Source organism: Xanthomonas prunicola (assembly GCF_002846205.1).
Classification (GTDB): Bacteria; Pseudomonadota; Gammaproteobacteria; order Xanthomonadales; family Xanthomonadaceae; genus Xanthomonas; species Xanthomonas prunicola.
This window is the reverse complement of sequence record NZ_PHKV01000012.1, coordinates 23,416-35,885: the sequence shown is the minus strand read 5'-3', so window position 1 is coordinate 35,885 and position 12,470 is coordinate 23,416. Positions and strand designations below refer to the sequence as shown.

The 12,470-nt window shown below is 65.5% G+C and carries 13 protein-coding genes and 1 other RNA gene; 9 read left to right on the top strand and 5 right to left on the bottom strand.

All coding sequences use genetic code 11. The features are described from left to right. The first annotated feature begins 26 nt into the window (after positions 1–26). From XpruCFBP8353_RS20590 to XpruCFBP8353_RS20550, 9 genes are all read left to right on the top strand, one after another. Positions 27–710 carry a COG4648 family protein gene (locus XpruCFBP8353_RS20590; RefSeq protein ID WP_162301138.1) on the top strand — a complete coding sequence of 228 codons (684 nt, stop codon included), beginning with the start codon at positions 27–29 and terminating at the stop codon, positions 708–710. A gap of 53 nt (positions 711–763) precedes the next feature. Beyond that, positions 764–1,513 carry a lysophospholipid acyltransferase family protein gene (locus tag XpruCFBP8353_RS20585; RefSeq protein ID WP_101364892.1) on the top strand — a complete coding sequence of 250 codons (750 nt, stop codon included), beginning with the start codon at positions 764–766 and terminating at the stop codon, positions 1,511–1,513. A 71-nt stretch (positions 1,514–1,584) separates the two neighbouring features. After that, positions 1,585–1,812: a hypothetical protein gene (locus tag XpruCFBP8353_RS20580; protein ID WP_228313491.1), complete on the top strand. Its 228-nt coding sequence runs from the start codon at positions 1,585–1,587 to the stop codon at positions 1,810–1,812. Next, entirely contained in the window at positions 1,809–2,783 is a 975-nt protein-coding gene (locus tag XpruCFBP8353_RS20575; RefSeq protein WP_101364890.1) for an LpxL/LpxP family acyltransferase, read from the top strand. The genes XpruCFBP8353_RS20580 and XpruCFBP8353_RS20575 overlap by 4 nt, the downstream gene beginning before the upstream one ends. Beyond that, a complete protein-coding gene (locus tag XpruCFBP8353_RS20570) occupies positions 2,707–3,354 on the top strand; it encodes a LolA-related protein (RefSeq protein ID WP_101364889.1) in 648 nt (215 codons plus the stop codon). Before XpruCFBP8353_RS20575 ends, XpruCFBP8353_RS20570 begins: the two co-directional genes overlap by 77 nt. 138 nt (positions 3,355–3,492) lie before the next feature. Then, positions 3,493–5,859 carry an MMPL family transporter gene (locus tag XpruCFBP8353_RS20565; protein WP_101364888.1) on the top strand — a complete coding sequence of 789 codons (2,367 nt, stop codon included), beginning with the start codon at positions 3,493–3,495 and terminating at the stop codon, positions 5,857–5,859. After that, positions 5,846–6,283 (top strand): hotdog family protein, encoded by a 438-nt coding sequence (locus tag XpruCFBP8353_RS20560; RefSeq protein ID WP_101364925.1) that lies wholly within the window; start codon positions 5,846–5,848, stop codon positions 6,281–6,283. The genes XpruCFBP8353_RS20565 and XpruCFBP8353_RS20560 overlap by 14 nt, the downstream gene beginning before the upstream one ends. A gap of 228 nt (positions 6,284–6,511) precedes the next feature. Then, entirely contained in the window at positions 6,512–7,249 is a 738-nt protein-coding gene (gene fabG / locus XpruCFBP8353_RS20555; RefSeq protein ID WP_101364887.1) for a 3-oxoacyl-ACP reductase FabG, read from the top strand. A 60-nt stretch (positions 7,250–7,309) separates the two neighbouring features. Continuing rightward, positions 7,310–7,386: non-coding RNA, sX9 sRNA (locus XpruCFBP8353_RS20550), on the top strand. A gap of 3 nt (positions 7,387–7,389) precedes the next feature. On the opposite strand, the gene XpruCFBP8353_RS20545 is transcribed toward XpruCFBP8353_RS20550, so the two are convergent. From XpruCFBP8353_RS20545 to XpruCFBP8353_RS20525, 5 genes are read right to left on the bottom strand one after another with little or no spacing between them, the layout of a single operon-like run. Continuing rightward, positions 7,390–7,851, bottom strand: coding sequence for a hypothetical protein (locus XpruCFBP8353_RS20545; RefSeq protein WP_101364886.1), 462 nt, complete (start codon positions 7,849–7,851; stop codon positions 7,390–7,392). Between the two features lie 25 nt (positions 7,852–7,876). Beyond that, positions 7,877–9,499: an NAD(P)/FAD-dependent oxidoreductase gene (locus tag XpruCFBP8353_RS20540; protein ID WP_101364885.1), complete on the bottom strand. Its 1,623-nt coding sequence runs from the start codon at positions 9,497–9,499 to the stop codon at positions 7,877–7,879. Further along, entirely contained in the window at positions 9,496–10,317 is an 822-nt protein-coding gene (locus XpruCFBP8353_RS20535) for a glycosyltransferase family 2 protein (protein ID WP_101364884.1), read from the bottom strand. The genes XpruCFBP8353_RS20540 and XpruCFBP8353_RS20535 overlap by 4 nt, the downstream gene beginning before the upstream one ends. Continuing rightward, positions 10,314–11,087: a beta-ketoacyl synthase chain length factor gene (locus XpruCFBP8353_RS20530; RefSeq protein WP_101364883.1), complete on the bottom strand. Its 774-nt coding sequence runs from the start codon at positions 11,085–11,087 to the stop codon at positions 10,314–10,316. Before XpruCFBP8353_RS20530 ends, XpruCFBP8353_RS20535 begins: the two co-directional genes overlap by 4 nt. After that, entirely contained in the window at positions 11,087–12,286 is a 1,200-nt protein-coding gene (locus tag XpruCFBP8353_RS20525) for a beta-ketoacyl-[acyl-carrier-protein] synthase family protein (protein WP_101364882.1), read from the bottom strand. The genes XpruCFBP8353_RS20530 and XpruCFBP8353_RS20525 overlap by 1 nt, the downstream gene beginning before the upstream one ends. Between the last annotated feature and the right edge of the window lie 184 nt (positions 12,287–12,470).

The window sequence follows — 12,470 nt, the reverse complement described above, 5'->3', positions numbered from 1 at the left end:
CGCAATCCCCCGACGCACCCGCGTGGGTGCTGGGGCTAGGCGTTCTGCTGGCGGTGGCGTATTCGCCGTTGGCCCATTGGGCCAATGCCAGCCATCGCCCGGAGGTGGCCGTCGTCGCCGGCGGTTTGCTGGTGCTGATGGTGTTGATCGAACCGATGGTTGCGCGTCGGGCCTGGGCCTGGGCGCTGGCACTGCTGCTCCTTGCCGGACTGGGCGCGTTGTGGCATTCGCCGTATGCGATGTTGGTGCTGGCGGCGCCGCCGGTGGTGTTTACCGGTTGGGTCGCCTGGTTCTTCGGGCGCAGCCTGCGGGCCGGACGCACGCCGCTGATCACGCGCATTGTGGAAGGCCTGTACGGCCAGGCCGGCATGCCGATCACCCCCGAGCAACGCCGCTACACGCGCCGCCTCACGCTGGCCTGGGCACTGCTGCTCTGCGGCCTGACCCTGGCGAATCTGGTGCTGGGCCTGTGCGCCGAACCCAGCGGCGTGCTGGCGCAGTTGGGCGATGCCTCGCCGCTGCCGATCAGCGACGCGCGCGCCTCGTTGTTCGCCAATCTGCTCTGCTATGGCGTGATTGGTGGCTTCTTCATTGGGGAATATCTATTGCGCGGCCGCTGGTTTCCGCAGCGTCCCTATCGTAATCTGCCAGACTTCTTGCGTCAGATGGCGCGGCTCGGGCCGGACTTCTGGCGCGATCTGCTGCGCTGAGTGCGTGGCCAGGGGTAGCGACGTACGTGCATATTTTCGGGGACAAGACAAAGATGCCGTTGGCAAGGATGCCGTCGCGCCTGGCGTGGACTGTGTTCAACCTGTTGCAATTGGCGTTCACGCTGGCCTTTACCGCTGGCGGGATCGTCTACGCGTTGGTATTGCTGGCGATCACGCGCGATGCCGACCGGATGCTGCGCATGGGCGGCTGGATGTGGTCGCCGGTGCTGTTCCGCGGTGCGGGCGCCAAGGTCATCGTGGAAGGGCGCGAGCGGGTGGATTGGTCCAAGAACTATCTGTTCGTGAGCAACCACCAGTCGATCATCGACATTTGCGCGCTGTTCTATGCCCTGCCGGTGCCGCTGCGCTTCTTGCTCAAGGAAGAAATGCTCAAGGTGCCGTTCGTGAACTGGTATGCGCGCGCCACCGGCATGCTGTTTCTGGACCGCGACAGCCGCAGGGCGGGGGCGCTGGTGCGCCGTCAGGCCGCCGCGCTGTTGCGCGAGGGCAAACAGTTGTGTCTGTTTCCCGAAGGCACCCGCAGCCGCACCGGCGCATTATTGCCATTCAAGGCCGGGCTACTGCAGGCCGCTATCGATGCTGGCGTGCAGGTGGTTCCGGTGGCGCTGGACGGCTGCGGCAAGGTATTGCCGGTCGATGGCCTGTTCAGGGTGCGCCCCGGCATCATCCGCGTGCGGATCGGTACGCCGATCGCGGTAACCGGGCCGGATGCGCCGGATCGCCAACAATTGACCGAGCAGGCACACAAGGCCGTGGCTGCAATGCTTCAACCCAGGATCTGAGTTCTGCGCTTATGGATTTCGTCGTGCCGCATGATCATCCCTGCCTGCCCGGGCACTTTCCGGGTCGCCCCGTGGTGCCTGGCGTGGTCGTGCTCGACCATGTGCTGCAGGCCGTGGAAGCACTGCATGGTCCGCGCGCAGCCGCACGCCTGCCGCAGGTGAAGTTCGTGCAGCCGTTGCTGCCCGGGCAGACCGCCTCGGTCACGCTGGAAGGCGATGGCCCGCGCTGGCGCTTCCGCGTGCAGCGCGACGGTGCACTGCTGGTCAGCGGCGAACTGGTGGCGGAGGCGGCGGCATGAGCAAGCACTGGAAACAGCGTCCGGAAGGCGGTGGGCGCTTTGCGTTGTGGCTGATCCGCGGTATCGCCCAGCACGGCGGGCGTAACGTGGGGCGCGCGCTGCTGTATCCGATCACGCTGTATTTCCTGCTGGTGCGTGCGCCTGAACGCGCGGCCTCGCGTGCCTATCTGGCGCGGGTGCTGGGCCGTCCGGCCACGCTGCGCGATGTGGCGCGCCACATCCACACCTTTGCGTCGACCATCCTGGACCGGGTCTACATGCTGTGCGGGCAGATGCAGCGCTTCCGCGTGGACATCAGCGGCCTGGATCAACTGCACACGCAAATGGATCGCGGTCGCGGCGTGCTGATCTTCGGCTCGCACCTGGGCAGCTTCGATGCGCTGCGCGTGCTGGCCACCGAGCGTCCGGACGTGCAGGTCAAGGTGGTGCTGGACAAGGCGCACAACCGCGCCATGACCGACCTGCTGGGTGCGCTCAACCCGCAGCTGGCTGCCAACATCATCGACGCCGGCATGGATGCAACCTCGATCGTCATGGCGATCAAGGACGCCACCGATGCAGGTGCGCTGGTGGCGCTGCTCATCGACCGCCCGCGCGAAGGCGACCCGGCGCTGCCGGCGATGTTCCTCGGCCGCAACGCGATGTTCCCGACCTCGCCCTGGCTGATCGCCGCTGCGCTCAAGGTGCCGGTGGTGCTGGCGTTCGGCTTGTATCGTGGTGGCAATCATTACGAGCTGGCATTCGAAACCTTCAGCGAAGGTCTGGACGTGCCGCGTCGTCAGCGCGCCCCCGTGCTTGCGGTACTCATGCGCGATTACGCTGCCAGGCTGGAACATTACACCTGCTACGCGCCGTACAACTGGTTCAACTTCTACGATTTCTGGAACACCCACCATGCCGATGTGCCGCACCCTGCCGTGGATGCTGATACTGCTGTTCAGCGCCGCACCGCTATGCGCCGCACCGCCTGAGACGCTGGACGTCGGGCAGGTGCTGCAGCGCCTGGCTCGCCCCGCACCAGTCAGCACCGAATTCGTCGAACTGCGGGGTTCTGCCTTGCTGAAAACGCCGTTGCGCGTGGAGGGGCACTACCGTCGCCCGGATGCGCAGACGCTGGTGCGCGAGGTGAGTGCGCCCTACCACGAAACCACCACGCTGACCGGCGACGAAGGCGTGCTGGAACGCGAAGGCAAATCGCCACGCCGTTTTTCGTTGAGCCGCGTGCCCGAACTGGCCGGCTTGAAGTCCGGCTTCGGCGCGTTGCTGTCGGGTGACCGGACGCTGCTGGAGCAGCACTATAGCGTCAACGGGCAGGGCCAGCCGCAGGCCTGGCAGCTGACGTTGCAGCCCAAGGACGCCGCCGTGGCCAAGCAGGTGCGCGAATTGCGTCTGTACGGACGCAACGACGAACTGCGCTGTATCGAAAGCGTTCCGGCCAAGGGGGACGTGCAGCGCACGCTGCTGGCCGGCGCGGCGCGCGCGGCGGCCGGCGTGACCGATACCGCCGCGCTGACCACGCTCTGCCACGGTTCGGGCGCGTGACCGCGCGCGGGATGGTTGCGCCGGTCGTCTCTGAAAACATCTCACCATTGGCAACTGGAAAGCGCATCTCGCCGATAACCGCCGATGCCGTGCGCACGGCCGGTGGGCGTTCGGCCGCTGTAGCAGGACACGCATACCATGGCGCTTGAATTGAACGCAAACCGCCGCATCGGCCTGGCGCTGCTGTGGCTGGCATTGCTGGCAGTGGCCGGATTCTGGCTGAGCGAGACGCTCAAGGTCACTGGCGACCTGCGTAAATTCATGCCCGCCCCGCGCACGCCGGCGCAAAAACTGTTGATCGAAGAGCTCGGCGAAGGCCCTGGGTCGCGGCTGCTGCTGATGGCGTTGTCCAATAGCGACCCCGTCACCTTGGCCGAGCAGTCGCAGCAACTGCAGAAAGCGCTGGCCGCACAGCCGGACCTGTTCGAACTGGTCGGCAACGGTGGCAGCGCTGGGTTGGAGGCGATTCCCAAGCGCTTGCTGCCGTATCGCTACCTGCTCAGCGACAGCTTCGACACGACCCCGCTCGACGCGCCGACGCTGCAAACCGCGTTGCAGGCACGCGTGCAGGATCTGGGCTCGCCGGCGGCGGCCATGGTGGAACCGTTGCTGCCGCGCGACCCCACGATGGAAATCCTGCATCTGGCCGAAACCCTGCAGCCGGCAACGATGCCGCAGACGCGCAATGACGTGTGGTTCGATCGTGCCGGCACCTCGGCGCTGTTGATCGTGCAGACACGCGCGGCCGGTTTCGACCCTACCGGCCAGCAACTGGCCTATGACGCCGTGCAAGCGGCTTTCGCGAAAGTCAGCAAAGGCACGTCCACGCAGTTGACGCTGACCGGGCCGGGCGCATTCGCCGTGGAAATCACCGCGCGCACCCAAGGCGAGGCGCAGTGGATCGGCACCCTGGATACGGTGGGTCTGGTGCTGTTGCTGCTGGTGGCCTACCGCAGCTGGAAGATTCCGGTCCTTGGCGTGTTGCCGCTGGCCAGCGCCGGTCTGGCCGGTTTGGGTGCTGTCGCACTGCTATTCGACGGCGTGCACGGCATCACCGTGGCGTTCGGGTTCACGCTGATCGGCGTGGTGCAGGATTATCCGATTCACCTGTTCAGCCATCAGCGCCCCGGTCTGGATCCACGCGAAAACGCGCGGCATCTGTGGCCGACGCTGGCCACCGGGGTGGTCTCCACCTGCATTGCCTATGTGACCTTCCTGTTTTCCGGTGTGGATGGCTTGCGGCAGCTGGCGGTGTTCACCATCGCCGGCCTTGCCACCGCCGCGGTCACCACGCGGTGGATGCTTCCGGCCCTGATCGATCCGGCCCCGCGCGACTATGCCGATTCGCGCCTGCTGGCTGTGCTGTGGCGGGGCGTGGCGCGCTTGCCGCGGCCACGCATCAGCCTGGCGGTGATGGCCATGGTTGGCCTTGCGGTGATCGTGTTTGCGCCGGGGCAGTTCTGGCAGAACGATCTGTCGAAGCTGACGCCGGTGCCGCCCAAGGCATTGGCGCAGGACATGCATCTGCGTCAGGAACTGGGCGCGCCGGATGTGCGTTACGTGCTGGCACTGCCGGCAGCGAACGATGAGGCGGCGTTGCAGGCCAGCGAGCAATTGCGCCCGCGCCTGGATGCATTGGTGCGCGATGGTGCGTTGCTCGGTTACGACATGGCGGCACGCTATCTGCCCAGCGCCAAGACCCAGCATGCGCGGCAGGCGGCATTGCCCGACGCCGCGCAGGCGCGTGCGTTGACCGAGACTGCCGTCGCCACCACGCCGTTCCGCAGCGATGCATTTGCGCCGTTCCTGCAGGATCTGAATGAAGCCAAGCACGCCGCACCGCTGCTGCCGAAGGATCTGATCGGCTCGCCGCTGGCGACGTCGGTCGGTGGCCTGTTGCTGGGCCGTGGCGATCGCAGCACCGCGTTGGTGTCGTTGACCGGCCTGCGCGATCCGGCGGTCCTGGCAGCTGCCGTGCAAGGCAGCGGCGCGCAATTGCTGGATCTGAAGGACGCCTCCGAATCGCTGGTGGCCGCCTATCGTGGACGCGTGCTCGGTGCGCTGGTACTGGCCGCATTGTTGCTTGCGGTGACCGTGGCGATCGCACTGCGCAGCCCGCGCCGCATCGTACGCGTGCTGCTGCCGATGGCGCTGACCACGGTGCTGATCTTGGCCATCCTTCGCGGCACCGGGGTGGAGCTCAATCTGTTCCATCTGATTGCGCTGATCCTGGCTGCCGGTCTGGGCCTGGACTACGCACTGTTCTTCGATCACGCCGGCGACGATCATGCCGACCAGCTACGCACGCTGCACGCATTGATCGTATGCAGCCTGATGACGCTGCTGGTGTTCGCGTTGTTGGCCGCTTCCAGCATTCCGGTATTGCGTGCCATCGGCAGCACGGTGGCGCTGGGCGTGTTGTTCAATTTCATTCTGGCCTTGCTGGTGTCGCGCGAACCAGCGCTGGAACGCACTGCCAATGGAGAGCCGCATGCAGGGACGTGACGCGATTGCCACGCTGATTCCGCACCAGGGCAGCATGTGCCTGTGGGAAGAAGTGATCGAGTGGGATGCGCAGCGCATCGTGCTGCGCAGTCACGCGCATCGCAGCGATGCGCATCCGTTGCGGTCCAACGGGCGCCTGCGTGCGCTACATCTGTGCGAATACGGCGCGCAGGCCATGGCCGTGCATGGTGGTCTGCTGGGCCGCGCGTCTGGCAAGCCGGTACGCCCGGGCATGCTGGTGGCGCTGCGTGGCGTGGAGTTGCACGTGAGCTATCTGGAAACGCTGCCGGAGGCGATCGACTGCCAAGCACAGGTGCTGATGCAGGGCGAGGATAGCCAGCAATACAGTTTTCGCCTGACGCATGGCGAGCACGTGCTTGCCGAAGGGCGTGCCACGGTGATGCTGGGGGCCGCGCAGTCGTAGCGCGTTTGATCCTTGTATTGGCTCGGCGTCGGCGCGATGTCCGGCTGATCTGGGGGTGGCGTTGGTGCACAACCGCATGCCCGCATCACCGCGTGATGTGCCTTCGTTTTCTCAGTCGCGCAGCGTTATCAGTCTTGAGCAGATTGCTGGCATCTGGCCCGTATGACTGGTTAGGATGATGCCCTCTTTTGTTCCCGCCGCCGCATATGCGGCTCCATCGAGACGTTCATGAGCACATCCATTCCACAACGTCGCGCACTCGTCACCGGCGGCAGCGGCGATCTTGGCGGTGCGATCTGCCGTCACCTGGCTGCGCAGGGCCGGCATGTGATCGTGCATGCCAATCGCAATTTGGCGCGTGCGCAAGAGGTGGTTGCTGCGATCGTGGCCGATGGCGGTAGCGCACAGGCAGTGACCTTCGATGTGGCTGACGCGCAGGCAAGTTCGGTGGCGTTGGAGCGCTTGCTGGAAGCCGGTCCGATCCAGATCGTGGTCAACAACGCGGGCATCCATGACGACGCGCCGATGGCGGGTATGAACGTAGAGCAGTGGCATCGCGTGATCGATGTCTCCCTGCACGGTTTCTTCCACGTGACCCAGCCGTTGTTGCTGCCGATGGCGCGCACGCGTTGGGGCCGCATCGTCAGTGTGTCGTCGGTGGCGGCCGTGTTGGGCAATCGCGGACAGACCAACTACGCCGCCGCCAAGGCAGCGTTGCACGGTGCCAGCAAGTCGCTCGCGCGCGAAATGGCCAGCCGCGGTATCGCAGTGAATGTTGTCGCGCCCGGCGTCATCGAAAGCGACATGGTCGGCGACAGTTTTGCACCGGAGGTGATCAAGCAATTGGTACCGGCCGGCCGCGTCGGCACGCCCGATGAAGTGGCTGCGCTGGTCGCCTTTCTGTGCTCGGAAGCGGCCGGCTACATCAATGGCCAAGTCATTGGCGTCAACGGTGGGATGGGCTGAGGGCGACTAACAAAACTACTGCGTAGCCGCCAGGCGGGCGCGGCCGGTGCTCGAATCCTCATGTACAACTCGTACATTCCGGTTCTGAGTGCGCCGTCCACGCCCACCTGACGACTGCTCGCTACGTTTTGGTAGCCGCCCTAAATTGCGTCGAAGTTGATGTAGCGACACTGCCCACGCATCACGGATGCCTTGGTAATGAGGACGTCATCACCAGCACGACTAAGCGTGTGGATGTATTCCAGTTTTCCTGAGGATGTCTTGAGAAAGGTGTAAACCTCGGCGGTCTTCCCCGGATAAATAACCAGAACGGATAGCGAAGTGATGCCCCGGCTCAGAAGCATTATTCGTGCTCCTTCCTCGCGAGCTGACACTATCTCCTGGCGAACATCTACATAAATCAGATCGTAATCGTCCCCATGCTTTGAGAGCTTGGTCAGACCGCCTGTGATCCTTTCATCGTTCCAGCCACTGTCTTTGGCTGTAATGACGCCTGTCTCGGCGTAATGGCCTTTTCCCTCAGGATTTGAGCACGAGGCAAGCTCTGCTGCATACGTCGGTATGTTGATTGCAACTAATGTAGCGAAACAGGCGAATTTCATTCGCGCACCCTACGTATGGCAGGTCTCACGCCGCGTCGGCATACCAGGGGGCAGTAAGAATCGGATCGCCGTTGGCATTGGCAGTCAACGCATCCAGACCGTGGTCGGGAAGGTCCGGGTAGCGTTGACGTGCCTGCTGCAGGATCTCGCGTGCCAATACCGCCATCTGCGCGACGTTGCGATGAATGCGCGCGACAAACGCGTCGTCGTCCAGCGTGTCGTTCAATGCGCCATTGAGCTCGTTGAACCAGCCGATCAGGTATTGGTCCAGCAGCCGTCCGGTGCCGGTGGTGATGCCCTGGTCAGTATTGCGCATGCCCCAGTCGTGCAGCACCTGCTGCATTGCCAGATTCATATCGCGCGCAGACAGAAAGTCGTTTTTCATGCGCGAGAGCAAACTGAGATTGGCGATGCGCCCGCTGCAGAACAGCGGTGCCAGCAACGACCAGTAGTAGGTGTAATCCCAGATCACCTTGACCGGCATGACCTGCTCGTCGCCGAACAGCGCGTACTGGTCTTGATACAGGGTCAAGGTGTTTTCGTAGAACGAGAAATACAGCTGCTCGTACAGTTCCACATACGGGCTGAGCGATTTGCCGGCACGGTCGCGGCCGATCAATTCGCAGATGTAGGTGTTGGAGATCGCGATGAAGTCGCTGCCGGGCGAATAGAACGGATCCAGGAACACGCCCGCTTCGCCGGTCAGTGCCCAGCGCTGCGGCGAGAACACCTGCTTGCAGCCGTAAGAGAAGTTGCGCAGGAACAGAAAGTCCTGCAGCTGGTAGTCGGCCTGGTCGAGCGTGGCGGCGACCCGGGGCTGATGCGTGCGCAGCCAGGTCATCGCCTTCTCATGGGTATTCATGCTCTCCATCGGATGCATGGCTGCATCGCAGACGATGCCCAGCGAATGCGCGCCCGAAGACAGCGGAATCAGCCAGAACCAGTAACCCGGCCCGCACATGTGATTGGTCGAACGCCAGCGGTCCGGCGGTGTGCAGCGCTGTAGCCAGCTGCTGTCCTGCGACCAGCCATTGGGGTCGATCAGACCTTCCACCCGCCACCACACCGCGTTGGCGTTGTGGTCGTTGTCCTGCGCCAGGCCGAGCTTGCGCTTGAGCAGGCCAGCGCGGCCGCTGGCATCCACCACCCAGCGTGCGCTCAGCGTGCCGGGCGTGCCGTCGCGTTCGAAGCGCACCGCATGGTCGGTGTCGTCTTCGGACAACTCGATGCCTTTGACGCTGCAACTGTCGACAAAGGCGATGCCCTGCGCACGCGCACGTTCACCGAGGAAATTCTCGAAGCGGCCGCGGTCGATCTGCCACGACGGCGTCGGCAGGATCTGGCTGACGCCCAGCTCGGTGCAGCGGTCGATGTCCTCGCGCTTGTCGGAGAAGAAAAAGCGGAAACCGAACTTGCGGATCTGCTCGGTCTCCAGATGCTCGCGCAGGCCCAGCACGTCGGCAAAATAATGCGCGCCGATTTCCACCGTGGATTCGCCCACCTTGAACGCCGCCTCGCGCACCGGGTGCGCACGGCGCTCCAGCACGGTGATCGCAAGCTCCGGGTCGCGTTGACGCAGCTGCAAGGCCAGACTCAGGCCGGCCAGACCACCACCGGTGATCACGACATCGGCACGCTGTGCATTCATGGGGATGGCTTGCTCTTGGTAACCGCAGGCACAGTAGCAAATTCGGCGTCGGCATCGTCGATGAGCACCGGGTTGGCGCGCACGTTGCGGTACTCGCGCCAGATGTGGCCATAAGCCCACACCTGCTTGACCACATGCGAGGTGATGTTCCACAGGTCGCGCACCAGCCGGAAATGGCTCTTGCGGAAGGTGCCCGGCGAGGTGCCGGCATAGCGGGTTTCGATCGGCACCGCGACCACGCGCGCGCCGGCCTGGCGTGCGGCTGAAATCAGCAGCTGGGCTTCGAACACGAAGCCTTCGCCGGGCACATTCGGCAGGGTGAACACCGAGGCCGGATACAGCCGCTGGCCGCTCTGGCTGTCCACCAGGCGAAAGCCGCAACCCCAGGCAATGCCCCAGTCACCAAAATCGTTGCCGATGCGGCGGATGGTGGGCTGGGTGGCGCGCTTGCGCATGCGCGCACCGACGATCACGCAGCCGGGGTGGCGGTTGGCCGCGGCCAACAAGCGCGGGAAGTCGGCCGCCTTGTGCTGCCCGTCGCCGTCCATGGTCATCACTGCGCGCATGCCCATCTGCTGCGCCTGCGCAAAGCCGCTGCGCAACGCGGCGCCCTTGCCCATGCGCTGCGGGTGACGGATCAGCGTGACCGGCATGCCGGCGATGCACTCGGCGGTGCCGTCGTCGGAGCCGTCGTCGATCACGATGACGTGCGAGCAATAGGTCAGCGCGTCGGTGACCACTTCGCGGATGCGCAGCGCCTCGTTCAACGCCGGCACCAGAATGGCGGTGTCGTCGCGGCTCAGCGGTTGCCGGCTCATCGTTGAATCTCCACGCGCAATACCCGGCCCGGGGCGGCATACAGCGCCACGCTGTGGCCATTGCCGGCCAGCAGGTCGAACAGCGGCAGCATCGGCGCCATCGCATTGCTGGCGACGTGACATGCCAGCGCGCCATCGCCAGGCGAGGGCGCACCGTCTTCCAACTGCGCGCGCAGCTGCGGCTTGCCGGCCTGGCCGGGCGTGCCCAGCACCAGCGCGCTACCGAGCAGCCCTTGGCTGGGCGCGACCCGACCCAGCGGCCCGACCGAGCGGGCGTCGTAGCTGGCCAGCAGCACTGCTTCCGCGCCGGCGGCGCGTTGTACCAGCGCTTCCAGCAGGCCCTGCGCGAAGCTGCCCAGGCTGGCGCTCATCGCGGTCGCCGGGGTCATCGCGCCGGCGCCGATGGTCCAGTAGCCGGCCGCGGCGTTATGCACCGAGTTGTGGAACTTGGTCGGCGAGATCGCCAATGGGTCGCTGGCCAGGGTGGTGCACATGTAGTCGGAGATGGCCAGATCGCCGTAGGTGGAGGTAAAGATGGACGGCAGGCTGGCCGGGTCGCGGCCAGCGGCGCTGCAGGCGGCCAGCGCCGCTTCCAGCGACACCGCCACGGTGTCCGGCGCACGGCGGCGTTCGTTGGCGGCCAGCAATTGCGGCGCCGGGCGAGCGGGGGTTTCCTGCAGCGCGCCGCCGCGCGCGAATGCGCTGGCAGCCTCCCAGTTGGGCAGCCCCTGGGTCCAGAAGCCGATGCCTTCGATGGTTGCGGTCAGCATCAGCGGGCCCGCCCGAACAGCAGCGAACAGTTGTTGCCGCCAAAGCCGAAAGAGTTGTTCATGGCGTAGTCGATCCGGGCATGGGCGTTGTCAAAGCGGATCTGCGGGCCGCAGGCCGGGTCGGGCACCTCGCTGTTGAGCGTGCCCGGCAGCACGCCGTCGCGCAGCGCCAGCAGGGCGATCACCGATTCAACGATGCCGGCCGCGCCCAGGGTGTGGCCGGTCCAGGCCTTGGTCGAGCTGGCGTGCAAGGTGCCGGGGAAGATCGCTGCCACGGCGGCGGCTTCCACGCTGTCGTTGGCCGGCGTGGCGGTGCCGTGCAGATTCAGATAGCCCACCGCAGCCGGCTCCAGACCGCCGCGGTCGAGCGCGCCACGCATTGCCAACTGCGCGCCCAGACCTTGCGGATGCGGTGCCGACATATGATGCGCGTCGCTGGATTCGCCATAGCCGTACAGCCACAGCGCTGCATCCGGGGCGGCAGCCGGGCGTTCGAGCAGCGCAAAGCCGCCGGCCTCGCCCAGGCTCAGGCCGACCCGGCGTGCGTCGAAGGGCTGGCACATTTCCGGCGCCACCACCTGCAGCGAGTTGAAGCCAAACAGCACGCTGCCGCACAAGGTGTCCACGCCGCCGACCAGCGCGGCGTCGATGACCCCGGCATCCATCAGCCGCGCCGCCTGGGCGAACACCTTGGCGCTGGACGAACACGCCGTGGCGACGGTGACGCACGGACCCCGCAAGCCGGTGGCGTGCTGCACGAAGTCGCCCAGCGAATGCGGGGTGTGCACGATCGGGCGATTCAGATCTTCGGGGAAGCGCGCGCCGTCGGCGTGTTCGACCAGCCGCGTATAGGCCTCTTCGCTGGCGCCGATGCTGGAGGTGGACGTGCCGATGATCACCGCCACGCGCTCGGCGCCGTATCGCTGCGCGGCAGCCTGCACCGCTTGCGCCATGCTGTCTTGCTGCAGGGCCAGCCAGGCCAGGCGGTTGTTGCGGCAATCCCACGCTTGCAGGGCATCGGGCAGCACCACCGCTTCTACGCCGTCGACGCGGCCGACCCAGCAGGGCAGCAGCGGCTGCGGGCCGAAATCGTTGCGACGCAGGCCGCTGCGGCGGGCGTTCAACGCGGCGGCCTGGGCGGCAAGCCCGGCGCCGAGCGCGGTGGTGGAAGTGAACGCGGTGACGGCAACCGGGGCCATCTGGGACGAATGCTGCGCTTGGCTCACGATGGTCTGGCTGGCAAAAAGTGCGGTCAGTATATCGATGGCGTGCGCCCGCCCTGTGGACAGCGCAACTGAACGTCACAGTCATGTCGCTGACGCGGCTGGGATTTTTCGCGCAAGTCGCGCTTTCGCCGTCGCCGCAATTGCGACACAATCGACG

Bases quoted from the DNA above. Each gene is read 5' to 3' on its own strand.
- XpruCFBP8353_RS20560 (WP_101364925.1), top strand. From the start codon at position 5,846: ATGCAGGGACGTGACGCGATTGCCACGCTGATTCCGCACCAGGGCAGC.
- XpruCFBP8353_RS20570 (WP_101364889.1), top strand. From the start codon at position 2,707: ATGCCGATGTGCCGCACCCTGCCGTGGATGCTGATACTGCTGTTCAGC.
- XpruCFBP8353_RS20575 (WP_101364890.1), top strand. From the start codon at position 1,809: ATGAGCAAGCACTGGAAACAGCGTCCGGAAGGCGGTGGGCGCTTTGCG.
- XpruCFBP8353_RS20585 (WP_101364892.1), top strand. From the start codon at position 764: ATGCCGTTGGCAAGGATGCCGTCGCGCCTGGCGTGGACTGTGTTCAAC.
- XpruCFBP8353_RS20525 (WP_101364882.1), bottom strand. From the start codon at position 12,286: ATGGCCCCGGTTGCCGTCACCGCGTTCACTTCCACCACCGCGCTCGGC.
- XpruCFBP8353_RS20565 (WP_101364888.1), top strand. From the start codon at position 3,493: ATGGCGCTTGAATTGAACGCAAACCGCCGCATCGGCCTGGCGCTGCTG.
- XpruCFBP8353_RS20530 (WP_101364883.1), bottom strand. From the start codon at position 11,087: ATGCTGACCGCAACCATCGAAGGCATCGGCTTCTGGACCCAGGGGCTG.
- XpruCFBP8353_RS20535 (WP_101364884.1), bottom strand. From the start codon at position 10,317: ATGAGCCGGCAACCGCTGAGCCGCGACGACACCGCCATTCTGGTGCCG.
- XpruCFBP8353_RS20540 (WP_101364885.1), bottom strand. From the start codon at position 9,499: ATGAATGCACAGCGTGCCGATGTCGTGATCACCGGTGGTGGTCTGGCC.
- XpruCFBP8353_RS20545 (WP_101364886.1), bottom strand. From the start codon at position 7,851: ATGAAATTCGCCTGTTTCGCTACATTAGTTGCAATCAACATACCGACG.
- fabG (WP_101364887.1), top strand. From the start codon at position 6,512: ATGAGCACATCCATTCCACAACGTCGCGCACTCGTCACCGGCGGCAGC.